Source organism: Massilia sp. FBCC-B171 (assembly GCF_059134155.1).
In genome coordinates this window covers 3,841,263-3,868,247 of the sequence record NZ_CP101443.1, presented here as the reverse complement: position 1 = coordinate 3,868,247, position 26,985 = coordinate 3,841,263, and the positions used below count along the sequence as shown (strand labels likewise).

Sequence of the window (26,985 nt, the reverse complement as noted above, 5' to 3'; positions counted from 1 at the left end):
TATGTCAAAAAACAATTCCCTCGAATCGATCATGACGCGCGCCTGGCTGCGCCGCGGGCCGCTCGCCTGCGCGCTGTGGCCGGTCTCGCTGCTGTTTCGCGCGCTCTCGAGCCTGCGCGCCGGCCTGTACCGCGCGGGCATCCTGAAGGCAGGGCGCCTGCCGGTGCCCGTCATTGTGGTCGGCAATATCTTTATTGGTGGGACCGGGAAAACGCCGCTGACGATCTGGCTGGCGCAAGCCCTGGTCGAGGCCGGCTTCAAGCCCGGCGTGATCTCGCGCGGCCATGGGGCCGAGGGCGAGGCGCCGCGCGCGGTGACGCTCGACTCGAGCACGCTCGAGGTCGGCGACGAGCCGCTCCTGATCGCGCGCCGCGCCGGGGTGCCGGTGGTGGTCGCGCGCAAACGGTTTGAGGCGGGCAGGGCGCTCCTTGGCGCCCATCCGGAAGTCGACGTCCTGATCACCGACGACGGCCTGCAGCATTACGCCCTGGCGCGCGACGTCGAAGTGCTGCTGTTCGACGGGCGCGGGGTGGGCAATGGCTGGCTGCTGCCGGCCGGGCCGCTGCGCGAGGCGCCGTCGCGCCGGAGAGATGTCACGGTCGTGAATGCGCCCGAGATCACGCCGCAGCTGGCCGCCAGCGTGGGTGGCGAGCCGTTCCGGATGCAGCTGGTCGGCGAGTTTGCCGAGCAATTGCTCGACCCGGCGCAGCGCCGCCCACTCGCCGCCTTTGCCGGGCAGCGCGTGCTGGCGGCGGCCGGCATCGGCAACCCGGGCCGCTTTTTCACCCTGCTGCGCGGCGCCGGCTTGAACTTTGCCGAGCTGCCCTTGCCCGACCACTACGATTTTCGCGAGAACCCGTTTGCGCACGTGGACGCCGATGTCATCCTGATCACGGAGAAGGATGCAGTAAAATGTGGGCAACTTGAAAACCTGAAGGACGATCCACGGCTGTGGGTGGTCCCGGTCAGCGCGCGCATCGACCCTGCGCTGGCCGAACATATTGTGGAGAAATGTCGTGGACGCTCGCCTGCTTGATATCCTTGTCTGCCCGTTGTGCAAGGGACCGCTCGAATTCGACAAGAAGGCCCAGGAACTAACGTGCCGCCCCGACCGCCTGGCCTTCCCGGTGCGCGACGGCATCCCGATCATGTGGGCCGACCAGGCGCGCAAGATCGAAGCGGTATGAGCTTTACAGTCATTATTCCCGCCAGGCTGGCCTCGACCCGCCTGCCGAACAAGCCGCTCGCCGACCTGGGCGGCAAACCGATGGTGGTGCGCGTGGCCGAACGCGCCCGCGAATCGGGCGCCGCGCGCATCGTCGTGGCCACCGATCACCCCGATATCCTGGCCGCCTGCGCGGCCCATGGCGTCGACGCGCGCATGACCCGTGCCGATCATCCGTCCGGCACCGACCGCATCGCCGAAGTGGCGCGCGAGCTCGGCCTGGGACTGGATGAGGTCGTGGTCAACCTGCAGGGCGACGAGCCGCTGATCGACCCGGCGCTGCTGGCCGCCTGCGCCGCCCGCATCAGTCTTGACGTGCCAATGGCGACCTGCGCCCATCCGCTGCAGGACGTGGCCGAGGTCTTCAACCCGAACGTCGTGAAAGTCGTGCTCGACAAGGCGGGCAGGGCGCTGTACTTCTCGCGCGCCACCATCCCCTGGGCGCGCGACGCCTTTGCCGCCACGCGCGAAGCGCTGCCGCCCGGCTATGCGCCGCTGCGCCATATCGGCCTGTACGCCTACAGCAACGCCTTCCTGCAAGCCTATCCGGGGCTGGAACCGGCCCCGCTCGAGCAGATCGAAGCGCTGGAACAATTGCGCGTGCTGTGGCATGGCTATCCGATCGCGGTGCACGTCACCGATAGCGCGCCTGAGGCCGGTGTCGATACGCCGGAAGACCTGGCGCGGGTGCGTCTCAAGTATGCGTCCTGACTGCACGTATTGATCGGTGTGGAAATTGATTCCCAGACCGACTGTGCGAGCTCAATAAACCTATCGTCGTAAGCGCTGGGATTGGCGTTAAGGCTTACTTTTGTGGTAAGTTTCGTACCAAGGTAGTCAGATATGCATCAATCGCAAGTCGTTGCCAACACACACAAATTTCAACATCCGTCTTAGGAATTTTTCATGCGTCTCATTCTGTTAGGAGCGCCTGGCGCCGGTAAGGGCACCCAGGCTAACTTCATCAAGGAAAAATACAATATCCCGCAAATCTCCACCGGCGACATGTTGCGCGCGGCGATCAAGGCCGGCACCGAGCTGGGCCTGGCGGCGAAAAAAGTAATGGACGCAGGCGGGCTGGTGTCGGACGACATCATGATCGGGCTGGTGAAAGACCGCCTGAAGGAAGCCGATTGCGCGAATGGCTACCTGTTCGACGGCTTCCCGCGTACCGTCGCCCAGGCCGACGCCATGAAGGACAACGGCATCAACGTCGACTACGTGCTCGAAATCGACGTGCCGGACGAACTGATCGTCGAACGCATGAGCGGCCGCCGCTCGCACCCGGGTTCGGGTCGCGTGTACCACACCAAGTTCAACCCGCCGAAGGTCGACAACGTCGACGACATCACCGGCGAGCCGCTGGTGCAGCGCGACGACGACAAGGAAGAAACCGTCAAGAAGCGCCTCGAGGTCTACCATAACCAGACCGAAGTGCTGCTCGGCTACTACAACAACTGGGCCCAGTCGGGCCTGCCCGGCGCCCCGAAATACCGCAAGATTTCGGGCGTGGGACCAGTCGAACAAGTACGGGACGCGGCTTTCGCGGCGCTCTCGGCGTAAGACAACAAGCGGACAGCGATGTCCGCTTTTTTTTTGGCCCGGATGACGCCTAAGACCATCCGTCGCACGATAGGTTTGTATCAAAGATTTGCAGTACGCAGTGAGGCAGACTGCTTCGCCAACCGGTGAAGCATCTTTCGTTGTGTGGTTGTGACTTGATCTAAAAACTAAGGGGACGATATGGCTGGAAACTATCTCGCGTTTGCCGTGGCATGCGGCGTCATCGCGGTACTCTACGGGCTCTGGGCCCGTACCTGGATCCTCCGGCAGGACGCCGGCAACGCGCGCATGCAGGAAATCGCGCAAGCGATCCAGGAAGGCGCTTCGGCCTATCTCGGGCGCCAGTACCGCACCATCGGCATCGTCGGGCTGGTCTTGCTGGTTGCTATCTACGTGTTGCTCGGGGCCCGCACCGCGGCCGGCTTCTTTACCGGCGCCGTGCTGTCGGGCGCCTGCGGCTTCATCGGCATGAACGTCTCGGTGCGCGCCAATGTCCGCACCGCCCAGGCCGCCGCCACCGGCCTGAACGAGGCCTTGAGCGTCGCCTTCAAGGGCGGGGCGATCACCGGCATGCTGGTGGTCGGCCTGGGCCTCTTGGGCGTGACCCTGTTCTACTGGTTCCTGACCTCGACCACCGACGGCACCCAGACGCGCCACGCCGTCATCGAACCCCTGATCGGGCTGGCCTTCGGCGCCTCGCTGATCTCCATCTTCGCGCGCCTGGGCGGCGGCATCTTCACCAAGGGCGCCGACGTCGGCGCCGACCTGGTGGGCAAGGTCGAAGCCGGCATCCCCGAGGACGACCCGCGCAACCCCGCCGTGATTGCCGACAACGTCGGCGACAACGTCGGCGACTGCGCCGGCATGGCGGCCGACCTGTTCGAAACCTATGTCGTGACCCTGATCGCGACCATGCTGCTGGGCGCCTTGCTCGTCGGCGGCGAGAACGGCGCGGCGGTCGTCTATCCGCTGCTGCTGGGCGCGGTCTCGATCATCGGCTCGATCGTCGGCTGTTCGATGGTGCGCGCGCGTCCGGGGAAAAAGATCATGTCGGCCCTGTACACCGGCCTGTGGTGGGCCGCGGGGCTGTCGCTGCTGGGCTTCATCGCCGTCACCTGGCTGGTGTGGGAAGACGCCCCCATGCGTGCCAGCATGCTCGGCTGCGCCATCGTCGGCATCGTCCTGACCGGCCTGATGGTCTACATCACCGAGTACTACACCGGCACCGACTTCAAGCCGGTGCGCCACATCGCCGAGGCCTCCACCACCGGCCACGGCACCAACATCATCGCCGGCCTGGGCGTGTCGATGAAGTCGACGGCGTATCCGGTGCTGGTGGTCTGCATCGCCATCCTGGTGGCCTACCAGCTCGGCCAGCTGTACGGAATCGCGATCGCCGCCACCTCGATGCTGTCGATGGCCGGCATCATCGTCGCGCTCGACGCCTACGGCCCGATCACCGACAACGCCGGCGGCATCGCCGAGATGAGCGGCATGCCGGACTCGGTGCGCGCCATTACCGACCCGTTGGACGCGGTGGGCAACACCACCAAGGCCGTCACTAAAGGTTATGCGATCGGCTCGGCCGGTCTCGCCGCCCTGGTCCTGTTCGCCGACTACAAGCACGCGCTCGATACGGCAGGGATGTCGCAGGCCTTCGAGTTATCCAATCCCATGGTGATCGTCGGCCTGTTCATCGGCGGCCTGATTCCCTACCTGTTCGGGGCGATGGCGATGGAAGCGGTGGGGCGCGCAGCGGGCGCGGTGGTGGTCGAGGTGCGGCGCCAGTTCCGCGACATTCCCGGCATCATGGCCGGCACCGGCAAGCCCGAATACCACAAGGCGGTCGACATGCTGACCGCCTCGGCGATCCGCGAAATGATCATTCCTTCGCTGCTGCCGGTGGTGGTGCCGATCGCGGTCGGCATGCTGCTCGGACCGGCCGCGCTCGGGGGACTCCTGATGGGCACCATCATCACCGGCCTGTTCGTGGCGATCTCGATGACGACCGGCGGCGGCGCCTGGGACAATGCCAAGAAATACATCGAAGACGGCAATTTCGGCGGCAAGGGCTCGGACTCGCACAAGGCGGCCGTCACCGGCGACACGGTGGGCGATCCGTACAAGGACACGGCGGGGCCGGCCGTCAATCCGCTGATCAAGATCATCAACATCGTCGCGCTGCTGATGGTGCCGCTGCTGCCGGCGGCGGGCTGGGTGGCGGTGTCGGATCCCGCGATCGCGCAGCTGAAGATGTCGGTGAAACCTGCCATGCACCCGGTCATGGCGCCGGCCAGTGCAGCGGCGCGCACGACAATGGCGCAGGAGCCGCGCGTTCCGGCACAAAGGTAACCGTGGCGGGGCAGGCGGCCGCGCCGCTTGCCCTCAGCCTTCGCCCAGCGCCTTCTTCAGCGCCGCGGCTAGCGAGGCGTGGTCGGAGTCGCCCTGATAGCGCTCGCCGTTGATGAAGAAGGTCGGCGTGCCGCGCGCGCCGAAAGCGCGGGCCTGCCCGGCCTGCTCTTCGATCCGGGCGGCATGTTTGCCGCCGTCGAGTTCGGCGGCGAAGCGCTGCGGGTCCAGGCCCAGGTTCGCGGCCAGGGCAGGCAGCGCATCTTCACTCAGCATGCCCTGGCTCTCGAACAGGACGTCGTGCATCTCCCAGAATTTACCCTCGGCGCCGGCCGCTTCGGCCGCCTGCGCTGCCGGCATTGCGAGCGGGTGCAGGTCGACCAGCGGCAGATGCCGATAGACCAGCGCCACGCGTTCGCCGTGCTGCTGCATCAGTTCGGCCAGCGCGGCATGCGCCCTGGCGCAATAGGGGCAGGCAAAATCGCCGTATTCGACCAGGGTGACCTGGGCGTCGCGCGAACCGCGCAGATGGTCGTGTTCTTCGATCCTGATGCTGTCGTTCATCGTTTCTCCTATAGTCGAGCTTGCTTGAATCAAGGCCCACAGCGCATACACTGAGGAGATCAAGCACCTGCTGAGGAGATCATCATGGCACGCAAGTACATCGACTGCCGCGAGTTTCCGAGCGTCACAAATTGCTCAGTGACGATTGCGGCCGACAACGAGCAGGAATTGATGGCGGTCGCAGTCCAGCACGCGGTAAGCGTGCACGGCCACCGCGATACGCCGGAATTTCGCGAGCAGCTGAAGCAGACGATGCACGAGGGGCAGCCGCCCGCCTGAAACGGCGTACGGCTTACCCTGCGGCGCCGGCTTGCGGCGCGGCGCTGGCCATCACCGCCAGCAGCGTATCGCCAAAGCCGCCGCGCGCCCGCGCGTCGGTGCGTGCGCTCGTAAACACGCGCGGCTGGGCGCTCCAGGCAAAACGGGCGCCGTTCGCTTCCAGCGCTTTGACCAGCAGCACGTCTTCGTGGCAGGAGACCGCCGAAAAGCCGCCGGCGGCGACGTAGGCGAGCGCGCAGACGCCGAGATTGGCGCCGTGGATGTGGCGGTGGCCATCGCGGTCCTGGTAGGTGCGCGCGAAGTGTTCGCGCAGCGCCTCGGCATTCTGCGCGTGCGGCGACCAGTCGTCGACCGCCACCGAGCCGCACACCACGTCTGCGCCCAGGCGCAATTGCGCAGCCAGCCAGTGCGGCGACACCCGCGTGTCGGCATCGGTGAAGGCAAGCCAGCGGGCGCCACGCGCCAGCAGCCGCGCCGCACCGGCGGCGCGCGCGATGCCGACCTGGCGCGCGCCGACCTCCATGCAGTCGAGCGCGACGCTGGCCGCCGCGAATGCGGCGCGCTGGGCGTCCACGATGGCGGCCGAGCCATCGTCGCAGGCGTCGAGCACCACGCACACGCAGACCGCTTCGCCGTCCAGCGCAGGGTCGCGCGCGGCCGCCAGCAGCGAGGCCAGGCAGGCCTGCAGCATGGCCTGCTCGTTATGGGCGGGGACCGCGATGCCGATCATGATGCCGCTCCGCTTGTCGTTGCGTTTGCCCCTGGCGCCGCGCGCCAGGCTTCGAGCAGGAAGTCCTGGTCTTCGTGCCGCAGCGTGCGCACCAGGCCCGGCAAGGCGCCGGCGCGGGCATGCAGGTCGGCGGTCGGCATGACGCGGTCGCCGAAATCGTGCAGCCAGTGGCACAGCACCAGTTCGCCGTCGTCCCCGAGACTGGCGCGCGCCTGGGCCAGCATCGCGTCCAGCGCCGCCGCCTCGAAGTAGTAGCCCAGTTCGCTCATGACGATCAGGTCGAAGCTGGCGCCGGCGGGCCAGTCCGCAGGCAGGCTGCGCTGTTCGATCGTGGTTGCCGCGCCGTGTTCGCCGATCCGCCTGCGCGCCGCCGCGACCGCCGCCGCTGCGCCGTCGCAGGCCAGCAGGCGCGCGCAGCGCGGCGCCAGGGCGGCCGTCATTTCGCCATTGCCGCAACCGGGCTCGAAGGCGCTGCGGTAGCGTTGCTTGCCCAGGCTGGCGAGCAGGATCGCACGTTTGCGCTGCTCGTACCAGCGCGCCCTGACCTCCCAGGGGTCGTCGCTGGCAGCGTACAGGGCTTCAAAGTGTTGCTGCAGCATGGACGGGTCCGGTGTCATGGAAATACAGTTCGAAAGGGTGGAGGATGCGCTCGATCGCGTGCGCGGTCAGCACCGGGCCTTCGGCGCGGCCCTCTAGGCCGAGCTGGCTTTTAAAACACATCAGGGCGGCGCGTTTGCGCGCCAGCATGGCCGGCGTGAGTACGAGCTTGCGCGCCTGCGCCAGCGGCATCGCCCCGTCGCCGGGCGCGCTCCAGTGCCAGCCCCAGACCGGCGCCTCGAACAGGGCGGCGGCGCAGGCGCGCGCAGCGGCGAAGCAGGCGCGGGCGCAGGCTTCATGGTCGGGGTGGGCGTCGTAGCGCCAGGTGGTGACCACGAGGTCGGCGGGGCGCAGGATGGCGCCCAGGCGCGCGGCCAGCGTGGCCTCGGCCGCGGCGACGCCGCCGTCGGGCAGCCCCAGGCGCTGCAGGCGGGGATGCGCGATGCCAAGGCAGGCCAGCGCCGCCAGGGTTTCGCGCGGACGCTGTTCGCGCAGGCGCGCGGGTGTCCATTGGTCCGACCCGGGGTGGCTCGCCTCGCCATCGGTGACCGCGACCAGCAGCTGCGGCAAGCCGTGCTCGACGGCCACTTGCAGCAGGCCGCCACAGGCCAGGATTTCGTCGTCCGGGTGGGGCGCGACCACCACCACCCGGGCGCAGGCGGCCAGCAGCCGCTCGGCCGACAGCGGCAACACCGCCTGCAGCTGCGGGTCGCCGCGCCAGGCCGCCGCCGGGGTGCCGTCGCCTTCAATGCGGCGGGCCGCGATTACAGCGTCCACGGCAGCTCCTCTGCGGCGGCGACGATGCGTCCGACCGCTTCCAGGTCGCGCTCGGCATGGCTCTGGCGCATAAACACCGGCAAGTCGGCGACCAGGCGCGCGAGCGCCGGGTCCTTGCACAAAGGACCCGCCCCGAGCGCCTTGCCGGCGGCGGCGAGGGTCGCCGTGGCGGCAGCTTCCACGCTCAGGCGCACCGACAGCGCCGCCAGCATCGCGTCCGCCGTGGGCGCGCGGTCGATTGCCGCGGCCGCCTCGCGCAGCAGGGCCGCGCTGGCGCCCAGGGCGACCGACACTTCGCCGAGTTGCGCGAGGCGGTGCGGGTCGGCTTGACTGGCCAGGCGCGCGCGCAAGGCGTCGGCCAGGCGCGTCGCGCCGCCGAACCAGCAGGCGGCGACGCCGGCCCCGCCATGCCAGAACCCGGCCCGCGCGACATAGAATCCGGGTCCGCCCAGGGGCGTGGCGGCAGCGCCGTCGAACAGCACGTCGACGCTGCCCGATCCCTGCATGCCGACCGCATGCCAGCCGTCTCCGGTCACGCGCACGCCGTCCTGGCCCAGGTCGAGCGCGGCCAGCATCGGCTCCCCGGCCTCGTTCCAGCAGCTGACCACCGCGTGCGACACCGTTTGCGCGCCCGAGCACCAGGCCTTGCGTCCGCGCAGCACGGCCTTGCCGCCGGGTGCAGCCTGCAGGAGCAGGCGTGCGTCCGGCGGCTCGGCGCACCAGGTGCCCCACAGGGCGTCGCGTCCGCCCGGGGCGGCACCGGCTTCGTGCAGGATGGCATGGGCGTCGGTGTGTCCTTCAAACAGTTTCGCCAGGCTCAGGTCGTGGGCGCCGACGGCCGCCAGGGCGCGCCAGCGGGCCAGTGTCGCCCCATGTCCGGGCAGGGGGAGGCGATCGCAGCCGGCCGCCACCAGCCGGCCAAGCGCCGCGCCGGGTTCCATGCCGGCCATCTCGGACAGGTGTGCGTGCAGGGAGGGGGCGCTGTGGCTGGGTTCCATGACCGGGGCAATGCATTGTAAAAATTGCATCGTATCATGTTCATCGGGTAGCGTTTTCTACCGTGCGCGTCCGCCGTTTCCACGCCAGGTGGCCCACAGGATCAGCCACAGCAGGGCGGCCTGGACCGGCAGGCGCAGCCAGAGCGCCCACAGCGGTACCGGGAACAGTTCAGGCGCTTGCAGCATGTAGACATGCGCCGGCGTGACGGCCAGCGTCAGCAGCACCAGCCCGATGCCGGCCGCCCGGCGCGTCGCCGGCACCAGGATGCCGAACGCGCCCAGCAGTTCGAACACGCCGCTGACCAGCACCGCCGCCACCGGCCAGGGGAACCAGGGCGGCACGATGCTTGCCTCGATATCGGTCGCCACGAAATGCAGGATGCCGCCGATGAAAAACCAGAGGAAGACGAACGCCAGTCCGGCGACCTGGCCACGGCTGAACGGGCGCGCATCGGCGCCGGCAGGGGCGCGGATCAGGCGGTGGGCTTGGTCAGGCATGCGGCGTCCATGGCAAAGGCCGCGGCGGCGGCGATCGCCCATGATGGCATGGCGGGCGCTGCGCTGCCGCGTGATTGCCGCGCCTGCCTGCTATCTCAGAACACGCACATCCGGTTCGCCTCCGCGCGCAGCGAGGCCCGGAAATCCGGATGCGCGATCGCAATCAGTTCCTGCGCCCGCTGCTTGGCCGACTTGCCGCGCAGCTGGGCCACGCCGTATTCGGTGACCACGTAGTTGACGTCGTTCTTGCTGGTGGTGGCGTGGGTGCCCGGCGTGAGCACAGGGACGATGCGCGAGATGGTGCCGTCTTTCGCTGTGGAGGGCAGCACGATGAAGGACTTGCCGCCGCGTGAACGGTTGGCCGCGCGCACGAAGTCGACCTGGCCACCGGTGCCGGAATAGGGCAGGTGGGCGATGCTTTCGCTGCCGCACTGGCCGAGCAGGTCGACCTGCAGGCTGGCGTTGATCGAGATGAGCTTGTCGTTCTGGCCGGCGATATAGGGATCGTTCGTGAAATTCGACGGATGCATTTCCAGCATCGGGTTGTGGTGCATGAATTCGTACAGGCGGCGCGAGCCGAGCGCGAAGGTCGCCACCATCTTCCCCGGCAACAGGGTCTTCTTGCTGTTGGTGACCGCGCCGCTTTCCACCAGCGTCAGGATGCCGTCGCCGATCATTTCAGTGTGCACGCCGAGGTCGCGTTTATGGGTCAGCTGCATCACGACCGCGTCCGGAATGCCGCCGTAGCCGATCTGCAGGGTCGATCCGTCCTCGATCATGTCGGCCACGAATTTGCCGATCGCTTCCTGCACCGGGCCAATGGCCGGCAAGCCGACTTCGAGGATGGGGTCGCTGCTCTCGACCAGGTGTGTGACCTGCGAAATGTGGACGTGGCAGTGTCCGTGCGCGAAGGGGACGTTGGGATTGACTTCCAGCACCACGACGCGCGCCTTGGCCACGGCCGCCATCGTGTAGTCGGTGCCCAGGCTCAGGGCGAAATAGCCCTGCGCGTTCATGGACGAGGCCATGGCGAAGACCACGTCGGCCGGCATCAGCTCGCGCTCGATCAGTGCCGGGATCTCGGAAAAATAGTTCGGAATAAAGTCGCACCAGCCGCCCTGGCCGCTGGCGCGCGAGGCGCCGCCGAAGAACAGGGCGGCGTGGCGCACGTGCTGCGCCGTGTCCTGGTCAAAATAGCCGTACTTGCGCATGGCCAGGATTTGCGCCACGCGTATGCCGCGCCAGCGCGTGCGCTGTTCGGACAAGGCGGTGAGGAGCGCCGGCGGTTCGCCCACGCCAGTGGGCACGATGATCATGTCGTCGTCGCGCAAGTGCGCCAGGGCCTCGAGGGCGCTGCCGCGTTTGGCGTCGTAGAGCTGCTGTACGGTCTGCATGTGGGTCTCCATGGTCTAAAGCCTGCCACGCCTCGCCGGGCGCATTTCCCCTAGCCTAACGCGCGAAGCTGACGCGGACATGACAGTTTGCCTGCATGCGGCCGGGGCGGGCGAAAGCGCGCGCCATGCGCCTGCCTGGCGGAAGATAATTCTTTCATCGGCAAACCGCCAGGAGACGCCATCATGAAGCACGCAAAACATTCCAGGCCGCACCGCGCCGTTCAAATCGCCGTGGCGCTGCTGGTGGCGCTGGCGGCCAGTACCGCCGCGCAGGGAGCCCAGGCCCAGGCAGGGCAGGCGCAAACGCAGGCCGAGCGCCAGCGCACGCCGGCGCCAACCGGCCCCAGCTACGGACCCGTGCTGCACCCGCAGCCGATCAAGTCCGAGCCGGGCGCCCAGCTTGAACAGAGTCCGCAAGCACAGGAAGAAAAGGCCGGCGCCAATCCGTCGGCGCGGCCCCTGGAACCCGATCCCTCGGCCAGGGTCGCTCCGCAGCCAAAAGACCCGGCCAAGGCCGGCAAGGGCAAGGAACAGAAAAAGGGCGCCAACCGGTCGGCGCGCCGTTCTGCGCCCCAGCAGGTCGACGTGGTGCCGGTCGTGGCGCTCGGCGCCCCCCGGTTGGCGCCGCCGCCGGCCCAGCCGGCGCCCGTGGTGCCGGGGCCGGCCCAGATCAACAGTTGCCTGGGCGGGGTCTGCACCGATACCAATGGCACGACCTACAACACGGGCGCCGGGAATGCCGCCGTCAGCAGCGGCGGGCGCCTGTGCACCCGCAGCGGGAATACGATGCAATGCTTCTGAATCCTGGCGGGCTGGTTTTGCGACAAAGCTGGTTTTTCCCGCCAAAAGTTCGCTACAATCCTCCCGGTTGACGTTAACGTAAACGTCAAAACAGAACGCTAATAAAGGAACGAGGAGAAACCATGCAAATTCAGAATAATGTCTTCATCATCACCGGCGGCGCGTCGGGCCTGGGCGCCGCGACGGCGCGCATGATCACGGAAGCGGGCGGCAAGGTCGTCATCGCCGACGTGCAGGTGGACGCCGGCACTGCGCTGGCTGCGGAATTGAAGGGCCAGTTCGTCAAGTGCGACGTCACCTCCGAGGCTGACGGCCAGGCGGTCGTGGCCGCCGCCGTGGCCATGGGCACGCTGCGTGGCCTGGTCAATTGCGCCGGCGTCGCGCCGGCCGTGAAAACCGTCGGCAAGGATGGCCCACACCCGCTGGACGTGTTCCAGCGCGCCGTGAACATCAACCTGGTCGGCACCTTCAACATGGCGCGCCTGGCGGCCGAAGCGATGGGCAATACCGAAGGCGCGGAACACGGCGAGCGCGGCATCATCATCAACACGGCCTCGGTCGCGGCCTACGACGGCCAGATCGGCCAGGCAGCCTATGGCTCCTCGAAAGCGGCCGTGGTCGGCCTGACCCTGCCGATGGCACGCGACCTGGCGCGCAGCGGCATCCGCGTGATGACGATCGCCCCGGGCATCTTCGAAACCCCGATGCTGATGGGCATGCCGCAGGAAGTGCGTGATTCGCTGGGCAAGATGGTGCCCTTCCCACCGCGCCTCGGCATGCCGAAGGAATATGCGCACCTGGCGAAAGCCATCATCGAAAACGTGATGCTCAATGGCGAGACGATCCGTCTCGACGGCGCCATCCGCATGCAGCCAAAATAAGGCCGCAACTGTTCCATCCGATAATTTGATGTAGGATGCCAACGGTATCGGGCGCGCGACGCAGGTCGCGCGCCCGTTTTGCTTTTGGAGATCCAATGATCAAGTTCAAGACGCTCGCCTGCATGGCGGCACTGCTGGCGTTTGCGCCGCTTTCCACGACTGCACTGGCTCAGGACACCGCCCAGCGCGCCCCCGAAATCGCCACCGGCTATGCCGACAAGGCTGGCTGGGCCGCGCGCAAATACATGGTCGCCGCGGCCAATCCGCTGGCGGTCGAGGCCGGCTACGAGATCCTGAAAAAGGGCGGCACCGCCATCGACGCCGCGATCGCCACCCAGCTGGTGCTGACCCTGGTCGAGCCGCAAAGTTCGGGCATCGGCGGCGGCGCCTTCCTGATGCATTACGACGGCAAGAAGGTGCAAGCCTTCGACGGCCGCGAGACCGCGCCCATGGCGGCCAACGAACACCTGTTCCAGAATACCGACGGCACGCCGGTCTCGCGCACCACGGGCGTGGTCGGTGGCCGCTCGGTCGGCGCGCCGGGTGTGCTGCGCATGCTCGAGCTGGCCCACAAGCAGCACGGCAAGCTGCCCTGGAAAACCCTGTTCGCGCCCGCCATCCGCCTGTCCGAACGCGGCTTCGCGGTCAGCCCGCGCCTGAACGGCCTCCTGACCTGGGACGCCCACATCCGCAAGGATCCGGCCGCGGCCGCCTATTTCTACGACCCGGCCGGCCAGCCCTGGCCAGCGGGACACATACTGAAGAATCCGGCGCTGGCGAAAACCCTGCGCGAGATCGCCCGCGGCGGCGCCGACGCCTTTTATAAAGGGCATATCGGGCGCGACATCGCCGCCAAGGTCAAGGCGCACCCGACCAATCCGGGCCTGCTCACGGCGAAAGACATCGCCGACTACCGGCCCAAAGTGCGCGAGCCGGTCTGCAGCGATTACCGCGCCTACACCGTGTGCGGCATGCCGCCGCCGTCCTCGGGCGGGATTGCCGTGGCCCAGATGCTCGGCATGTTCGAGACGCGCGACATGGCGAAACTCGCGCCGACGGACGGCGTGCCCGGACCGGACGCCGTGCACCTGTTCTCGGAAGTCGGGCGCCTGGCCTATGCCGACCGCAACCGCTACGCCGCCGACACCGATTTCGTGCCGCTTCCCGGGCGCGGCTTGCCGGCCCTGATCGACAAGAGCTACCTCACCAAACGCGCGCTTCTCATCGGCGAGCGTTCGCTGGGCGAAGCCCCGGCCGGCAATCCCCTGGGACTGGACGTCGCCTGGGGCCGCGACAACGCCATCGAGACCCCCTCGACCTCGCACCTGGTCGTGGTCGACGGCCACGGCGCCGGGCTGTCGATGACGACGACGGTGGAAGACGCCTTTGGTTCGCGCCAGATGGTCGGCGGCTTCATCCTGAACAACCAGCTGACCGATTTTTCCTTCGATTCGCGCGATGCGAGCGGCCCGGTGGCGAACCGGGTCGAAGCGGGCAAGCGTCCGCGCAGCGCCATGTCGCCCACCGTCGTCTTCGACAAGAAGACCGGGCAGCTGGTGCTGGCGGTCGGTTCGCCCGGCGGTCCGGCCATCATCAACTATGTGGCAAAGGTACTGGTCGGAACCCTCGACTGGGGCCTGAACGTGCAGCAGGCGATCAACCTGCCGAACTTCGGCAGCCGCAATGGCCCGACCGAACTCGAAGCGGGGCGTTTCCCGCAGTCGACCCTCGACGCCCTCAAGGCGCGCGGACACGCGGTGCGCCAGAGCGAACAGAATTCCGGCCTGCACGGCATCATGCGCCTGCCGATCCACGGCGAGCCCTGGTGGTTCGGTGGTGCGGATCCGCGACGCGAGGGCGTTGCAAAAGGCGATTAGCATTAGCGTAAAGTTAATTATTGCCCTCAGGCTCTGCTTTGTTTGCTAACCTTGCGCAGTGGACCGCCAACCAACTACCTGTTACTTCGCCGCCGGCGCCGGGAAGCACCTTTCCCGGCCGCTGCATGCCTGCCTGATCCGGATCCCGGACGCCGGCTTGCCCGTTCCTGCGCGCGCCGCATGAGGGCGCTGCTGTTCGCCTTGCTGCTGGCGCTGGCCGGCGGGTTCGGGCTGCCGGTGCTGGCGGCGCCGGGCCCGACCTTGCGCTTCGAGCACCTGGGCGTGGACGACGGCCTGGCCCAGGAATCGGTGCTGGCGATGACCCAGGACCCCGACGGGTTCATGTGGTTCGGCACCCAGTACGGCCTGTCGCGCTTCGACGGCTACCGCTTCATCAACTTCCGCAACGTCGTCGGCGACCCAACGACGCTGGGCAACAACTGGGTGCGCGTGCTGCATGTGGACCCGAAAGGGCGCCTGTGGATCGGCACCGACGGCGGCCTCGACCTGTATGACCCGGCGATCCAGGGCTTCCGCCACTACCGGCCGGACGAGCCGGCCCGGCGCGGCAACGGCAACCTCCACGTGCGCGCCATCACCGACGACGGCAAGGATGGCCTCTGGCTCGGTACCGCCGACGGCCTGCAGCATTTCGATATCCGCAGCAGCCGCTTCACGACCTGGCACAATGCCGCGGGCGACCCGCGCAGCCTGGTCAGCGACGACATCAACGCCCTGGCGCGCGACAAGGGGGGCCGCCTCTGGATCGGTACCGCCGCCGGCCTCGACAGCCTGGCGCCCGACATGCTGCTTTTCGAGCACCATGCGCTTGCCGCCGGCGCGCGTCCGGCGGTGCATGCGCTGCTGGCGGACGCCAGCGACAATCTCTGGATCGGCACCTTGAGCGGGCTGGAACGCATGTCGCTCGGTGCGGCGGGCGCCGTGCCGCGCCGCTATGGCCCGCAGGACGGCATCCCGAGCGTCTGGATCTCGTCCCTGTACGACGACGGCAAGGGCCAGGTCTGGGTCGGCGGCCATGACGACGGCCTGTACCGCTGGGACGCGGCCGAAGACCGCTTCGACGTCAAGCGCCGCATCTTCACCGACAGGCATAGCCTCGCGGACGACCACATCGCCTCGCTGTTTCACGACCGGGTCGGCACCTTCTGGGTCGGCACCTGGTATGGCGGCGTCTCGCGCGTCGATCTCGGCAGCGGCGGTTTCGCGCGCATCCTGCGCGACTATGACGGCCCCGGCAAACCGGCGGACAACCGGGTGCGCGCGATCGACAACGACGGCACGGGCAAGCTCTGGCTGGCCAGCGCCAGCACCCTGCAACTCTACGATCCGGCCAAAAGCGGCGACGATGCCTACCGCACCTGGCGCCACGAGCCGGGCAATTCGAACAGCCCGATCGACCCGTCGATCAATGCCGTCCTGCGCGACAAGGACGGCATCGTCTGGATCGGCGGGCGCACCGGCATCACCCGTTTCGACCTCGCCAGCGGCAGGTTCACGCGCCGCGTGCTGGTGCCGGGCGACGTGAATGCCAATAACGTGCGGGCGCTCACGCTCGGGGTTGATGGCGCAGTCTGGATTTCCACGCGCGGCGGCCTGCACCGGCTCGACCCGCGCACGGGCGCGCTGGAAACTTACCGCCACGATCCGGGCCGCCAGGCCAGCCTGTCCGACAATGTGGTGCGCCCGGTGCTGGAAGACCGGCGCGGGCGGCTCTGGGTCGGGTCGTTCAACGGCCTCGACCTGCTCGACCGCAGCAGCAAGCGCTTCCGCCATTTCCGCCACGATCCTTTCGACGCGGCCAGTATCAGCCACGACGAGGTCCATGCGCTGCTGGAAGACAAGGCCGGCAATATCTGGGTCGGTACCGCGGTCGGCGTGAACAAGATGATGACCGCCGCCGACGGCTCGGTCAGCTTCGTGCGCTACACGACGCGCGACGGCCTGGTCGACGATTCGGTGGCGGCGATCCTGGAAGACGACGACGGCGTCATCTGGATCAGCACCACGAACGGGATGTCGCGCTTCGACCCGGCCAGCAACAGCTGGCGCAGCTATACCTCGGCCGACGGCACCACCGACGGCGCCTATTTCGACGGATCAGCCCTGCGCGCGCCCGACGGCACCCTGTACTTCGGCAGCTTCAACGGCGTCACGGGCTTCAATCCGAAGGCGCTGCGCCACAACCGCATCGCCCCGCGCGCGATCATCACCGGCATCCAGATCTTCAACCGCCCGGTGCAAACCTACCCGGGCCTGCTGGCGGGCCCGGTCGAAAACGCGCGCGCCATTACCCTGTCGGCGCAGCACTCGGTGTTCTCGCTCGAATTCTCGGCCCTGCACTACGCCGCCCCGAAACGCAACCGCTTCGCCTATAAACTCGAGGGCTTCGACCAGGCCTGGGTCAGCACCGACGCCGGCAAGCGCTTCGCCACCTATACCAACCTCGATCCGGGCCATTACGTGTTCCGGGTGCGCGCCGCCAACAAGGACGGCGTCTGGAGCGAAACCCCGGCCACGCTCGCCATCACGATCGAGCCGCCGGTCTGGGGCACCTGGTGGTTCCGCAGTGCCGGCCTGCTTCTGCTGCTGGGCGCCTGCTACGGCGGCTACGCGCTGCGCGTGCGCAGCCTCTCGCGCCAGACGGCGCGCCTGGAGCGACTGGTGGGCGTACGCACCGAGGAAATCGCCTTGCAAAACCGCCTGCTCGAACAGCAGACCGCGACCTTGCGCGAGCGCGAGCGCGAAGTGCGGCGCAATACCGACGAGCTGGCCGGGGCCAACCGCGCCCTCTACGAAAACGAGCAGCGCCTGCAGCTGGCCAAGGAGCGCGCCGAGGACGCGGCGCGCCAGAAGTCGGAATTCCTGGCCAACATGAGCCACGAGATGCGCACGCCGCTGGCCGGCGTGATCGGCATGCTCGGTTTCGCGCTGCGCGACGGCGGGGTGCGCGACAGCACGCGCGAGCAGATCGCGCGCGGCCAGGCGAATGCCCAGTCGCTGCTGGCGATCATCAACGACCTGCTCGACTTCTCGAAGATCGAGGCCGGCAAGCTCAGCATCGAGAACATCGACTTCGCACTCGATGCCGCAATCAATAATGTGGTCGGGCTGTTCGGCGAACAGGCGGCCGCGCACAGCGTCGGCTTTGCGATCGAATTGAGCGAAGACCTGCCGCGCTTCGTGATGGGCGACCCCACGCGCCTGCGCCAGGTCCTGATCAACCTGGTCGGCAACGCCTTCAAATTCACGCCGAGCGGGCAGGTGAGCCTGCGCGTCGAGCGCCGCGCCGAAGACCAGGCCGGCGGCCTGCAGCACATGATTCGTTTTTCGGTGCAAGACACCGGAATCGGTATCACATCCCAGGCGCTGCCGCGCCTGTTCCAGAAATTCGAGCAGGCCGACACCACCACCACGCGCCGCTACGGCGGCACGGGCCTGGGCCTGGCGATCTGTCGCCAGCTGGTGGAGCTGATGGGCGGCACGATCGGCGTGACCAGCGAAGAGGGGAAAGGCAGCACCTTCAGCTTCGTGCTGCCGCTGCCGGACGGCGCCGAGCCGCCGACGGTCGAGCACGCGCCGCGCCTGCCGCACACCCATCGCCTGCGCGTGCTGTGCGCCGAGGATTTCGCCACCAACCAGATCATCGCCCGCATGATGGTCGAGGAAATGGGCCACCAGATCGAAGTCGTCGAGAACGGCGCGCTCGCCGTGGCCGCCTGTGCGCGCACCCGCTTCGACATCATCCTGATGGACGGGCGCATGCCGGAGATCGACGGCGCCACGGCCACGCGCCTGATCCGCGCCGGCGGTACGCTCGACGCGCCCGTGCTCGACCAGCACCTGATGATCGTCGCGCTTACCGCCAACGCCAGCGACGAAGACCGCGACCGCTATCTCGCCTGCGGCATGGACGGCTTCCTGGCCAAGCCGATCGACGAAGCGGCGCTGCACTATCAACTCAGCCGCGCCATCGAGCGCCAGCTGCAGCGCGGCATCGACCTGCCGGCCATGCAGGCGGCCCGGCCGAGTACCGCGGAACTCGATGCGATGTTCGGCGTCGACGGCGCCAGCGCGCCGGCGCCGAAGGTGGAAGACCGCGCCGCCACCCTGCATGCCCGCATGCGCGCGGCCTTCGCCGCCGACCTGCCGCGCCGCTGTGCTGAACTGAGCGCGGCCCTGGAAGCGGGCGACGCCCAAGCCAGCGCCCGCGTGCTGCACGGCCTGCGCGGCAGCGCCGCCCACCTGGGCGCCGGCGAACTGGCCGACCTGTGCGCGGCGCTCGAAGCGGCGGCCGACCGTGGGCTGCTGGCCGAGCTGCAAGCGGCGCTGCCACGGCTCGAGACCTTGCTGGGCAGCTTCGAGCGGCTGCCGGCCTGATCTGGAAGGCGTCGTATAATGTTCTTTAGAGCAACAAATTTCCGGGGGCGGTAATGAAGGTGCTGGTGGTGGACGACGACGTGGTGTCGCGCATGATGCTGATGCATCTGGTCGACAACTGCGGTAGCTACGACATTCTCGAAGCCGAGGATGGCGCCGACGCCTGGCGCCAGCTGCAGGCGGGACTGCAGCCCGCGATCGTGTTCTGCGACTTGCGCATGCCGAACATGTCTGGCACACAATTACTGGCGCTCGTGCGCAGCACGCCCGGACTGGCCGGCCTGCCCTTCGTGCTGGTGTCGGCAGCCAATGACGGCGCGACCATCAGCGAGGCCGAGGCCCTCGGCGCCAACGGCTATGTCCACAAACCTTTCCGGATCGAGGGCTTGCGCCCGCACCTGATAGCGCTCGAGGCCGACGAGACGCCGGCGGCCAGCACCGAGCGCCTCGGCATCGACGCGGCGCGCCTGGCGCTCTACCTGGGCGGCCTGGAGCGGCAATTGAGCGAGGCCGCAGCAGCGCTCGAGGCCGCCCTGGCGCAGGGCGACACGGCTGCGGCGCTGGAACGCCTGCGGCGCCTGCGCGAAGGCTGCGCCATGCTGGGACTGCGCCGTGCGGCAGCGGCGCTGGCCCGCGCCGAAGCGTCCCCGGGCGTCGCGTCCGTCGCCCAGGCGCTGCTGGAGGCACGTAGCGCGGTGGTGCGCCAGGCGGCAGCCGTCTGAACCTTACTGAGTCTCGTGTTCCTTCTTGCGGCTGTTGGTCTCGGCCGGCTTGCGATAGGTAATCACGCGGTATAGATACCAGGCCAGCATGCCCCCGAGCACGGCCTTCGAGACCGGGTCGACATACTTCGCCACATCCTTGTAATTATTCTCGAGCAGGAAACCAGCGGCCGTCAGCAAACCGGTCCAGGCCAGCGAACCGATGCTTGAATACAGCAGGAACTGGCCCAGCGACATGTTGCCGAGGCCCGCAGGAATCGAAATGAGCGTGCGCACGGCGGGAATCAGCCGGCCGAACAGCACCGCCTTGCGCCCATGCTTCTTGAATGCCGCGAGCGCCGTATCGATGTCGTCGGGACTCACGGTCAGCCAGCGCGCATGGCGCCCGGCAATGCGCTTGAGGCGCTCGCAGCCGTACACGCGGGCCGCGTAATACCAGGGCAGGGCGCCCGCCACCGACCCGGCGGTGCCGGCGAGCAGCACCCCAACCAGGTTCAGGTCGCCGCGCGCGACGACAAAGCCGGCGAAGGGCATGATCATTTCCGAAGGAATCGGCGGAAAAATATTTTCCAGCCCCATCAGCGCAAACACGCCCAGATAGCCGCTTTTTTCCAAAAACTCGGTAATGAACTCGAACATCGTACACTCCACACAGGCTCAGGTGGAGCGATCATATACCGGACTGGGCTTTGAGCCGCGCAACCGTGAGATGCTTGCGGCGCACTGACAGTCATTTAAAGGACAGGAGAGTTGCTTGAAAGACCATCGGAACAACAAACTCGCAGGCCGGCTGCTGATCGCATCCGGCGTGATGTTTTTTATCGCGGCAACAGTGATGCGCCAATCGGCGTTTTCGGGTGTAGGAGCGGCGCTGCTTGTCATCGGCGCCGGGGTAATCAATAAAAAGTAGGGACCGGTACTTTCTCAGCAGGGACATTGGACTGAGAATGCTTGCAAACAGGTGAAACTGCAGCGCTTAGCTTTTCAAGCGCACGCTTATTTCGGAGCGCCCGCGACGGCGGCGATTGGCATGCCGGCTGCGCGCGCGAGCAACTCATAGTGGTCGATGCTCAGCTTGTCGCCGTCTTCCGTGAAGCGCAATCTGGCGCCATCCCTGGTCATGAACTGGTCGGCCGCGGTGGGGAAGATTTCCACGTTCGGCTGGCCGTGGAAGGACGCGTAGAAACGCCCGACTTTGCGGCTGAAACGCACCACCTCACCGTTGCTGAGGTTGTACGAGTACTCGTAATCCTTGAACTCCGCCGGCTCCATGTGGAAGCCCCGCGCCGTGACTGTCACGGTCGAGATGGCTTGCCCAGCATCGGCTTGCATGGCGTCGGCAGTGCCGATGGCCGGCGCAGTCTGTTGGGCATATGCGGACGCAACGGAAATCCAGGCCATGGCGGCCAGACTCAGTCCTGTACATTTCATGACCAGCTCCAATGAGTTAGCAAAAAATTACCGACTGATTGTACTGCCATGTAAAACGATTTGCTACGCAAGAATGAGCGCGCTGTGGGTAATGACACTATTATCGAGGCTTTATCGGAATAGGGTAAGTCATCGATTCTCAAGAAGAATGATTTGGAGGTGTTCCCCCGACTGGATTCAATTACTTTTTGAGGTTAAGCTAAAGCGTTGATACAAAAAAGGTTCTGTTGTCGGGAAGCCGGCAGTGTGGAACGGCAGGTATCACACTTCATCTTGGTTGGGCGTCACTGCATGACGGCTGGCGCTTGTCTTGATAATACTCGCTTCGTACACTGAGCCTTTACGAGCGGTTGCAATCAGCCCTGAAACTGATATTTGAGGAGAAAGCAATGAACGTACGCGCAATTGGTCTAACGATTGCTGTCGTTTTTATTGTCTACGTCGCCATTAAGTTGTGGAAGGCTTTTAATTCCTCGGATGGCGAGCGTTATTTAAAGCGCCGTATGCAAGGACCGTTTGTACCCCTGACTCCAGAGGAGCAAGCTCGCGACAAGACACGCAAGCTCGACAGTTGAATTCACGGAGGTCGGTAATAGAGAAGACCAGCTGGTCTGCAGGTGGTGGTCCCCCCGACTGGAATCGAACCAGTATCCCACGCTTAGGAGGCATGTGCACTATCCATTGTGCTACGGGGAGGACGCACGTGACGCCGTTGGCGGCACGACAAGCAGGCAGGGCCTGCAGTTCGGCGAGCGGACCCTGCACAGCAGGCCGGTATCGTGAACCGAGTGCAATTATAGCCGACGAAACCGGCTTATTTGGAAGACTCTTGGAAGTGTCGGCGCCGCAATCGGTACAATGGCGGCTTCTTTCACCTTTCCCCCGCCACACGGGTTGTCTTCCAGACGATTGCGCGTGGCCAGTTCACTAAGATTATGGCTGTCATTTCCCTCTCGTCCGCGCAACTCGCGTTCGGTCACGTCGCGCTGCTCGACCATGCCGACTTTTCCCTCGAAACCGGCGAACGCGTCGGCCTGATCGGGCGCAACGGCACCGGCAAGTCCTCGCTGCTGAAAACCATCGCCGGGCGCTTCAAGCTCGACGACGGCCTGCTCGTCATGCAGCAAGGTATCAAAATCGCCTATGTCGAGCAGGAGCCGACCTTCGATCCGGAGTCGACCGTGTTCGACGCCGTCGCCGCCGGCATGGGCGAACTGCAAGGCATGCTGGCCGAGTACGAAGCCTTGACCGGCCAGTTCGGCCAGGGCGACGACGACGCGCTGATGGAACGCATGCACGTCATTCAGGTCAAGCTCGACGCCACCGATGGCTGGAATCTGGGCAACAAGGTCGACACCACGCTCGACCGGCTGGGCCTGAATGCCGACGCGCAAATGAAAACGCTGTCCGGCGGTATGCAGAAACGCGTCGCCCTGGCCGTGGCGCTGGTGTCGGCACCGGACGTGCTGCTGCTCGACGAACCGACCAACCACCTCGACTTCAAGTCGATCATGTGGCTCGAGGGCCTGCTGCGCGACTTCCGCGGCTCGGTCCTGTTCATTACCCACGACCGCAGCTTCCTCGACAATGTCGCCACGCGCATCATCGAGCTCGACCGCGGCCGCCTGCTGTCCTTCCCAGGTAATTTCACGACTTACCAGGAACGCAAGCGCGAACTGCTGGCCAATGAAGAAGTCGAGAACGCCAAGTTCGACAAGTTCCTGGCGCAGGAAGAAATCTGGATCCGCAAGGGCGTGCAGGCACGCCGTACCCGCGACGAAGGCCGTGTACGCCGCCTGGAAGCGCTGCGCGATCAACGCGTCGCGCGCCGCGACACCCAGGGCCAGATCAAGCTCGACGTCGGCATGGGCGAGCGTTCCGGCAAGATCGTCGCCGAACTCGACAACATCTCGAAGTCGTATGGCGAGAAGGTGATCGTCTCGAACTTCAGCGGCACCATCCTGCGCGGCGACAAGGTCGGCCTGATCGGCGCGAACGGCGCCGGCAAGACCACGCTGCTCAAGATCATCCTCGGCGAGGAAAAAGCCGACAGCGGCACCACGCGCCTGGGCACCAAGCTCAACGTTGCTTACTTCGACCAGATGCGCACCCAGCTCAACGAAGAGGCGAGCCTGGCCGATACCATCGCTCCGGGCAGCGACTGGGTCGAGGTCAACGGCCAGCGCAAGCACGTGATGACTTACCTGAACGACTTCCTGTTCGCGCCCGAGCGCGCCCGTTCGCCGGTCAAGTCGCTTTCGGGCGGCGAGCGCAACCGCCTGCTGCTGGCGCGCCTGTTCGCCAAGCCGGCCAACTGCCTGGTGCTCGATGAGCCGACCAACGACCTCGACATCGATACCCTGGAACTGCTCGAAGAGCTGCTCGAGGAGTACACCGGTACCGTCTTCCTCGTCAGCCACGACCGCACCTTCCTCGACAACGTCGTGACCCAGGTGATCGTTGCCGAAGGCGAAGGCATGTGGCGCGAATTCGTCGGCGGCTACACCGACTGGGAACGCGTCAAGGCGACCATGCCGCAGCAAGCCGTTGCCGCGCCCAAGCCGGCCAAGGCCGCCGAATCGCCCGTGCTTGATACTGCCGCCAAGAAGGTCAAGCTCAGCTACAAGGAACAGCGCGAACTGGAGGAGTTGCCGAAGCTGATCGCCTCGCTCGAGGACGAGCAATCGGCCATCACCGCCCAGCTCAACGGCCCGGACTTCTACAAGACCAACCCGGCCGACGCGCGCCGCATCAACGCCCGCTATGCCGAGATCGACGAACTGCTGCTCGACGCCCTCGAGCGCTGGGAAAAGATCGAAGCGCGCTCGCGCGGCGAGGCATAAGACTCTCCGCCTTGCACCGCCTCGGGCTACCGGCCCGAGGCCTCTCTGACGGCGGACGCGCCTTGCGTCCCGCCATCGGATGTGTGCCTCCAGCGCACCTTCGAACCCATCGTTGCGGTCGCTCCTGACCGGCATCTCACTCGCTAAACCTTAGCATCTGCATCGATGCGTTTGTCCCCTTGCGTCAAACGCGCGGGTGGAACTCATGCGTCCGCGCGGCGGTCAGAACTCTACTGGTGCACGGCTTTGCGCTTCGTCCCGCCTTGCATTGCCTCAGTGCCTCAATCCGGTTTCGCAATGTCTTTCGAAAGACACCTGCCATGTCGAGATTTCGCCTGCACCCGCTCGCTTTCCTGGCCGGCACGATGGTCCTTCTTCCTGCCGCAGCCGTTCCCGAGACCCCGCTCGCGCTGTACGGCCGTCTGGGCTGGGCGCACGACGACAACCTGCTGCGCGTTCCCGACGGCGCGCCGGCCTTCGACGACCAGCGTTCCGATTCCTGGACCACCTTCGAGGTCGGCGCGACCTACGACAAGTCCATCCGGCGCCAGCGCGTGCTGGCCGTCGCCAAGCTCTCGAAAGTCAAGTTCGACCATTTCCGCCAGCTCGACTACGATGGGCAGGATGCGCAGGCGACCTGGTACTGGCAGCTGGGGAACCGGTTTTCGGGAAAGCTCGGCGCCACCTATGCGCAAACGCTGGCGCCGTACACCGACTTCCAAAGCGATCAGCGCAACCTGCGCGAGCAGCGCCGCGGGTTTTTCGACGGCGCCTGGAAGCTGCATCCGCGCTGGGAGGCACGCGCCGCACTGGCGCGCGACAAGTTCGATTACGAGCTGGCAGCGCAATCGTTCAACGACCGCACCGAAGACGTCGCCGAACTCGAAGGGCGCTACCTGGCGCCCAGCGGCAGCACCGTCGGGCTGGTGCTGCGGCGCATCGAGGGCAGCTATCCGAACCCGCGTCCGGCCACCCTGGGCTTTCTGACCGACGACTTCGATCAGGAAGAGCTGAAGGTACGGGTCGACTGGAAGGCGACCGGCACGACCACGATCCAGGGCCTGGCCGGCTATGCGCGGCGCACCCAGCCTTCGTTCGGCTCCGGGCGCACGAGCGGCGCGAATGGCCGCTTCACGCTGCTCTACGAACCGGGCGGGAAGCTCAGCGCACGCGCGTCGGTATGGCGCGATTTCGCGCCCCTCGAGAGCACCCTGGTGAGCTATACGCAGAACAAGGGCGTCAGCGCCAGCGCCACCTGGGACGCGACCGGCAAGATTCGGGTCGAGGCCGACGCCGTCTACGAGAAGCGCGACTACAAGCCGCGCGCGGGCTTCACTACGTCCGGCGACCTGGACGATTCGTTGCGCTCGGCCAGCCTCAAGGCAAGCTGGTTGGTCCGGCGCAAGCTGACGCTGTCGGCGGCGTGGCTGTACCAGTCGCGCAGCGGCTCGCCCGTGCTCGGCATCGGCGACTTCAAGGCCAACACCTTCGTCATCAACGCCAGCGCGCAGTTCTGACGCCGTTCCGACTCTCCCTGCGATGACCGTCAACGACATTCCGCTCATCTCGTTCTTTCAGCGCGTACTCGATCCCCTGATCATCATGGGCTCGCTGTATGTGTCCTCGCTCGTTTTCCGCGAACCTTTCTCGGGCTATTCGCTGGTGCTGATGATCCTCGCTTTTTTCATCTCCTCGGCGGTCTACCAGCACGTCGATCCCTACCGCACCTGGCGCAGCGGACGCATGCTGGCCTATGCGCGCGATACCGTGTTCGGCTGGTGCGTGACGATCGGCGTGCTGTACTTCCTCGGCTCGGCCAGCGGCCTCAAATATTATTACGACGAACGCGTCCTGCTGGCCTGGGCGATCGCCACGCCCATCACCTTGCTGGTCAGCCATATCCTGGTGCGGCGGGCGGCCGGGCGGCCTGTCCGCGGGCACGAAGTGCGCTCGGTGATCGTCGTCGGCGCCAATGAGGTGGGGGCAAAATTCGCCGGCATCTGCGACTTTCATCCGAACCTGTTCATGCAGATGCACGGCTTCTTCGACGACCGCGCCAGGGTGCGCCACCCGCCGGGCCTGCGCCATCCGGTGCTCGGCCAGGTGGGCGACCTGATCGGCTACGTGCGCAGCAATAACATCAAGCTCATTTTCATCAGCCAGCCGATTTCGGGCCAGCCGCGCATCCGCCGCCTCATCGACGAACTGCAGGACACCACCGCGTCGGTCTATTTCCTGCCGGACGTGTATGTGTTCGACCTGATGCAGGCGCGCTTCGACAATGTCGGCGGCATGCCCGTCATCGCCATCCGCGAGACCCCCTTCATGGGCCTGAACAGCATGATCAAGCGGGCCAGCGACATCGTCTTCGGCAGCATCATCCTGATCCTGCTGGCCCCCCTGATGCTGACGATCGCGCTCGCCGTGAAGTGCACCTCGCCCGGGCCGGTCATCTTCCGCCAGCGCCGCTACGGCCTGTATGGCGAGGAGATCATGGTCTACAAATTCCGCTCGATGTGGACGCTCGACGACGGCAGCCAGATCGTCCAGGCGCGCCGCGACGACGCGCGGGTGACGCCGATCGGGCGCTTCCTGCGGCGCACCTCGCTCGACGAATTGCCGCAATTCGTCAATGTCCTGCAGGGAAGCATGAGCATCGTCGGGCCGCGGCCGCACGCTGTCGCGCACAACGAGCAGTACAGAAAACTGATCAAAGGCTACATGCTGCGCCACAAGGTGCGGCCTGGCATTACCGGCTGGGCCCAGGTAAACGGCCTGCGCGGCGAGACGGCCACGCTCGACCGGATGGAAGCGCGCATCCAGTACGACCTCGACTATTTGCGCAACTGGTCGGTATGGCTCGACCTGTGGATCATTTTAAAGACAGTGCGCGTAATTTTGACGCGTGAGAACGCGTTTTGAGGCCAAGCCCTTCAACGCGGCTTAAGCGCAGGGCAGCCGCCGCCTGCCTGAGATTGCCTTTCATGGCGTGCGCGCCCGCGCTGTCCGATTGCGCTCGGCGGTTTTGGTTCCCCAGAAAACGGCGATGCTCGTCAAG

At 66.4% G+C, this 26,985-nt stretch carries 25 protein-coding genes and 1 tRNA gene; 16 read left to right on the top strand and 10 right to left on the bottom strand.

Going from position 1 to position 26,985, the window contains the following annotated elements; translation table 11 throughout:
• Position 1: 1 nt before the first annotated feature.
• The 5 genes from lpxK (at position 2) to NMB41_RS17480 (ending at position 5,140) form a co-directional block, all read left to right on the top strand.
• Entirely contained in the window at positions 2-1,036 is a 1,035-nt protein-coding gene (gene lpxK, locus NMB41_RS17500; protein ID WP_494379079.1) for a tetraacyldisaccharide 4'-kinase, read from the top strand.
• Positions 1,017-1,187 carry a Trm112 family protein gene (locus NMB41_RS17495; protein WP_494379078.1) on the top strand — a complete coding sequence of 57 codons (171 nt, stop codon included), beginning with the start codon at positions 1,017-1,019 and terminating at the stop codon, positions 1,185-1,187. The genes lpxK and NMB41_RS17495 overlap by 20 nt, the downstream gene beginning before the upstream one ends.
• On the top strand, positions 1,184-1,936 hold the full coding sequence (gene kdsB, locus NMB41_RS17490; protein ID WP_494379077.1) for a 3-deoxy-manno-octulosonate cytidylyltransferase: 753 nt from the start codon (positions 1,184-1,186) through the stop codon (positions 1,934-1,936). The genes NMB41_RS17495 and kdsB overlap by 4 nt, the downstream gene beginning before the upstream one ends.
• 195 nt (positions 1,937-2,131) lie before the next feature.
• Complete coding sequence (adk, locus tag NMB41_RS17485) at positions 2,132-2,788, top strand: adenylate kinase (RefSeq protein WP_494379076.1); 657 nt, start codon at positions 2,132-2,134, stop codon at positions 2,786-2,788.
• Between the two features lie 180 nt (positions 2,789-2,968).
• Positions 2,969-5,140 carry a sodium-translocating pyrophosphatase gene (locus NMB41_RS17480; RefSeq protein ID WP_494379075.1) on the top strand — a complete coding sequence of 724 codons (2,172 nt, stop codon included), beginning with the start codon at positions 2,969-2,971 and terminating at the stop codon, positions 5,138-5,140.
• A 33-nt stretch (positions 5,141-5,173) separates the two neighbouring features.
• Here the strand turns inward: NMB41_RS17480 and NMB41_RS17475 are convergent, their stop codons facing one another.
• The gene (locus NMB41_RS17475; RefSeq protein WP_494379074.1) at positions 5,174-5,701 is read right to left on the bottom strand and encodes a DsbA family protein; all 528 of its coding nucleotides are present in this window, start codon (positions 5,699-5,701) and stop codon (positions 5,174-5,176) included.
• Positions 5,702-5,785: 84 nt separating this feature from the next.
• Between NMB41_RS17475 and NMB41_RS17470 the strand changes: the two genes are divergently transcribed.
• The gene (locus NMB41_RS17470; protein ID WP_494379073.1) at positions 5,786-5,980 is read left to right on the top strand and encodes a DUF1059 domain-containing protein; all 195 of its coding nucleotides are present in this window, start codon (positions 5,786-5,788) and stop codon (positions 5,978-5,980) included.
• Between the two features lie 13 nt (positions 5,981-5,993).
• On the opposite strand, the gene NMB41_RS17465 is transcribed toward NMB41_RS17470, so the two are convergent.
• The 6 genes from NMB41_RS17465 to NMB41_RS17440 all read right to left on the bottom strand — a co-directional run bounded on the left by NMB41_RS17465 (position 5,994) and on the right by NMB41_RS17440 (position 10,974).
• Positions 5,994-6,710 (bottom strand): glycosyltransferase, encoded by a 717-nt coding sequence (locus NMB41_RS17465; protein WP_494379072.1) that lies wholly within the window; start codon positions 6,708-6,710, stop codon positions 5,994-5,996.
• Complete coding sequence (locus NMB41_RS17460) at positions 6,707-7,309, bottom strand: SAM-dependent methyltransferase (RefSeq protein WP_494379071.1); 603 nt, start codon at positions 7,307-7,309, stop codon at positions 6,707-6,709. The genes NMB41_RS17465 and NMB41_RS17460 overlap by 4 nt, the downstream gene beginning before the upstream one ends.
• Positions 7,290-8,084, bottom strand: coding sequence for a PIG-L deacetylase family protein (locus NMB41_RS17455; protein ID WP_494379070.1), 795 nt, complete (start codon positions 8,082-8,084; stop codon positions 7,290-7,292). Before NMB41_RS17455 ends, NMB41_RS17460 begins: the two co-directional genes overlap by 20 nt.
• Positions 8,072-9,082 carry an acyl-CoA dehydrogenase family protein gene (locus tag NMB41_RS17450; RefSeq protein ID WP_494379069.1) on the bottom strand — a complete coding sequence of 337 codons (1,011 nt, stop codon included), beginning with the start codon at positions 9,080-9,082 and terminating at the stop codon, positions 8,072-8,074. Before NMB41_RS17450 ends, NMB41_RS17455 begins: the two co-directional genes overlap by 13 nt.
• A 57-nt stretch (positions 9,083-9,139) precedes the next feature.
• Entirely contained in the window at positions 9,140-9,580 is a 441-nt protein-coding gene (locus tag NMB41_RS17445) for a DoxX family protein (protein ID WP_494379068.1), read from the bottom strand.
• Between the two features lie 95 nt (positions 9,581-9,675).
• Positions 9,676-10,974: an acetyl-CoA hydrolase/transferase family protein gene (locus NMB41_RS17440; protein ID WP_494379067.1), complete on the bottom strand. Its 1,299-nt coding sequence runs from the start codon at positions 10,972-10,974 to the stop codon at positions 9,676-9,678.
• A gap of 183 nt (positions 10,975-11,157) precedes the next feature.
• On the opposite strand from NMB41_RS17440, the gene NMB41_RS17435 reads away from it, so the two are divergent.
• The 5 genes from NMB41_RS17435 (at position 11,158) to NMB41_RS17415 (ending at position 19,653) form a co-directional block, all read left to right on the top strand.
• A complete protein-coding gene (locus NMB41_RS17435) occupies positions 11,158-11,775 on the top strand; it encodes a hypothetical protein (RefSeq protein ID WP_494379066.1) in 618 nt (205 codons plus the stop codon).
• A 122-nt stretch (positions 11,776-11,897) separates the two neighbouring features.
• Positions 11,898-12,656 (top strand): 3-hydroxyacyl-CoA dehydrogenase, encoded by a 759-nt coding sequence (locus NMB41_RS17430; RefSeq protein ID WP_494379065.1) that lies wholly within the window; start codon positions 11,898-11,900, stop codon positions 12,654-12,656.
• Between the two features lie 95 nt (positions 12,657-12,751).
• The gene (ggt, locus tag NMB41_RS17425; RefSeq protein WP_494379064.1) at positions 12,752-14,533 is read left to right on the top strand and encodes a gamma-glutamyltransferase; all 1,782 of its coding nucleotides are present in this window, start codon (positions 12,752-12,754) and stop codon (positions 14,531-14,533) included.
• Between the two features lie 180 nt (positions 14,534-14,713).
• Positions 14,714-18,931, top strand: a complete 4,218-nt coding sequence (locus tag NMB41_RS17420) for a hybrid sensor histidine kinase/response regulator (RefSeq protein ID WP_494379063.1) — start codon at positions 14,714-14,716, stop codon at positions 18,929-18,931.
• 53 nt (positions 18,932-18,984) lie between these two features.
• Positions 18,985-19,653: a response regulator gene (locus NMB41_RS17415; RefSeq protein ID WP_494379062.1), complete on the top strand. Its 669-nt coding sequence runs from the start codon at positions 18,985-18,987 to the stop codon at positions 19,651-19,653.
• Positions 19,654-19,656: 3 nt separating this feature from the next.
• Here the strand turns inward: NMB41_RS17415 and NMB41_RS17410 are convergent, their stop codons facing one another.
• Positions 19,657-20,292 (bottom strand): DedA family protein, encoded by a 636-nt coding sequence (locus tag NMB41_RS17410; RefSeq protein WP_494379061.1) that lies wholly within the window; start codon positions 20,290-20,292, stop codon positions 19,657-19,659.
• Between the two features lie 115 nt (positions 20,293-20,407).
• Here NMB41_RS17410 and NMB41_RS17405 point away from each other — a divergent pair, with 115 nt between their 5' ends.
• Positions 20,408-20,563, top strand: a complete 156-nt coding sequence (locus NMB41_RS17405) for a hypothetical protein (RefSeq protein ID WP_494379060.1) — start codon at positions 20,408-20,410, stop codon at positions 20,561-20,563.
• 86 nt (positions 20,564-20,649) lie between these two features.
• Here NMB41_RS17405 and NMB41_RS17400 read toward each other — a convergent pair whose 3' ends face one another.
• Complete coding sequence (locus tag NMB41_RS17400; RefSeq protein ID WP_494379059.1) at positions 20,650-21,084, bottom strand: hypothetical protein; 435 nt, start codon at positions 21,082-21,084, stop codon at positions 20,650-20,652.
• 389 nt (positions 21,085-21,473) lie between these two features.
• Here NMB41_RS17400 and NMB41_RS17395 point away from each other — a divergent pair, with 389 nt between their 5' ends.
• Entirely contained in the window at positions 21,474-21,659 is a 186-nt protein-coding gene (locus NMB41_RS17395; protein WP_494379058.1) for a hypothetical protein, read from the top strand.
• 46 nt (positions 21,660-21,705) lie between these two features.
• Here the strand turns inward: NMB41_RS17395 and NMB41_RS17390 are convergent.
• Positions 21,706-21,780: transfer RNA gene (locus NMB41_RS17390), tRNA-Arg, on the bottom strand.
• 239 nt (positions 21,781-22,019) lie between these two features.
• Between NMB41_RS17390 and NMB41_RS17385 the strand changes: the two genes are divergently transcribed.
• The 3 genes from NMB41_RS17385 (at position 22,020) to NMB41_RS17375 (ending at position 26,849) form a co-directional block, all read left to right on the top strand.
• Entirely contained in the window at positions 22,020-23,927 is a 1,908-nt protein-coding gene (locus tag NMB41_RS17385) for an ATP-binding cassette domain-containing protein (RefSeq protein ID WP_494379057.1), read from the top strand.
• A 320-nt stretch (positions 23,928-24,247) separates the two neighbouring features.
• Positions 24,248-25,444 (top strand): XrtB/PEP-CTERM-associated polysaccharide biosynthesis outer membrane protein EpsL, encoded by a 1,197-nt coding sequence (epsL, locus tag NMB41_RS17380; protein ID WP_494379056.1) that lies wholly within the window; start codon positions 24,248-24,250, stop codon positions 25,442-25,444.
• 22 nt (positions 25,445-25,466) lie between these two features.
• Positions 25,467-26,849: an undecaprenyl-phosphate glucose phosphotransferase gene (locus NMB41_RS17375; protein WP_494379055.1), complete on the top strand. Its 1,383-nt coding sequence runs from the start codon at positions 25,467-25,469 to the stop codon at positions 26,847-26,849.
• Positions 26,850-26,985: the final 136 nt, after the last annotated feature.

Coding starts and splice junctions, on each gene's coding strand:
- lpxK (WP_494379079.1), top strand. CDS start 2: ATGTCAAAAAACAATTCCCTCGAATCGATCATGACGCGCGCCTGGCTG.
- kdsB (WP_494379077.1), top strand. CDS start 1,184: ATGAGCTTTACAGTCATTATTCCCGCCAGGCTGGCCTCGACCCGCCTG.
- adk (WP_494379076.1), top strand. CDS start 2,132: ATGCGTCTCATTCTGTTAGGAGCGCCTGGCGCCGGTAAGGGCACCCAG.
- NMB41_RS17480 (WP_494379075.1), top strand. CDS start 2,969: ATGGCTGGAAACTATCTCGCGTTTGCCGTGGCATGCGGCGTCATCGCG.
- NMB41_RS17475 (WP_494379074.1), bottom strand. CDS start 5,701: ATGAACGACAGCATCAGGATCGAAGAACACGACCATCTGCGCGGTTCG.
- NMB41_RS17470 (WP_494379073.1), top strand. CDS start 5,786: ATGGCACGCAAGTACATCGACTGCCGCGAGTTTCCGAGCGTCACAAAT.
- NMB41_RS17465 (WP_494379072.1), bottom strand. CDS start 6,710: ATGATCGGCATCGCGGTCCCCGCCCATAACGAGCAGGCCATGCTGCAG.
- NMB41_RS17460 (WP_494379071.1), bottom strand. CDS start 7,309: ATGCTGCAGCAACACTTTGAAGCCCTGTACGCTGCCAGCGACGACCCC.
- NMB41_RS17450 (WP_494379069.1), bottom strand. CDS start 9,082: ATGGAACCCAGCCACAGCGCCCCCTCCCTGCACGCACACCTGTCCGAG.
- NMB41_RS17445 (WP_494379068.1), bottom strand. CDS start 9,580: ATGCCTGACCAAGCCCACCGCCTGATCCGCGCCCCTGCCGGCGCCGAT.
- NMB41_RS17440 (WP_494379067.1), bottom strand. CDS start 10,974: ATGCAGACCGTACAGCAGCTCTACGACGCCAAACGCGGCAGCGCCCTC.
- NMB41_RS17435 (WP_494379066.1), top strand. CDS start 11,158: ATGAAGCACGCAAAACATTCCAGGCCGCACCGCGCCGTTCAAATCGCC.
- NMB41_RS17430 (WP_494379065.1), top strand. CDS start 11,898: ATGCAAATTCAGAATAATGTCTTCATCATCACCGGCGGCGCGTCGGGC.
- ggt (WP_494379064.1), top strand. CDS start 12,752: ATGATCAAGTTCAAGACGCTCGCCTGCATGGCGGCACTGCTGGCGTTT.
- NMB41_RS17420 (WP_494379063.1), top strand. CDS start 14,714: ATGAGGGCGCTGCTGTTCGCCTTGCTGCTGGCGCTGGCCGGCGGGTTC.
- NMB41_RS17415 (WP_494379062.1), top strand. CDS start 18,985: ATGAAGGTGCTGGTGGTGGACGACGACGTGGTGTCGCGCATGATGCTG.
- NMB41_RS17410 (WP_494379061.1), bottom strand. CDS start 20,292: ATGTTCGAGTTCATTACCGAGTTTTTGGAAAAAAGCGGCTATCTGGGC.
- NMB41_RS17400 (WP_494379059.1), bottom strand. CDS start 21,084: ATGAAATGTACAGGACTGAGTCTGGCCGCCATGGCCTGGATTTCCGTT.
- NMB41_RS17395 (WP_494379058.1), top strand. CDS start 21,474: ATGAACGTACGCGCAATTGGTCTAACGATTGCTGTCGTTTTTATTGTC.
- NMB41_RS17385 (WP_494379057.1), top strand. CDS start 22,020: ATGGCTGTCATTTCCCTCTCGTCCGCGCAACTCGCGTTCGGTCACGTC.
- epsL (WP_494379056.1), top strand. CDS start 24,248: ATGTCGAGATTTCGCCTGCACCCGCTCGCTTTCCTGGCCGGCACGATG.
- NMB41_RS17375 (WP_494379055.1), top strand. CDS start 25,467: ATGACCGTCAACGACATTCCGCTCATCTCGTTCTTTCAGCGCGTACTC.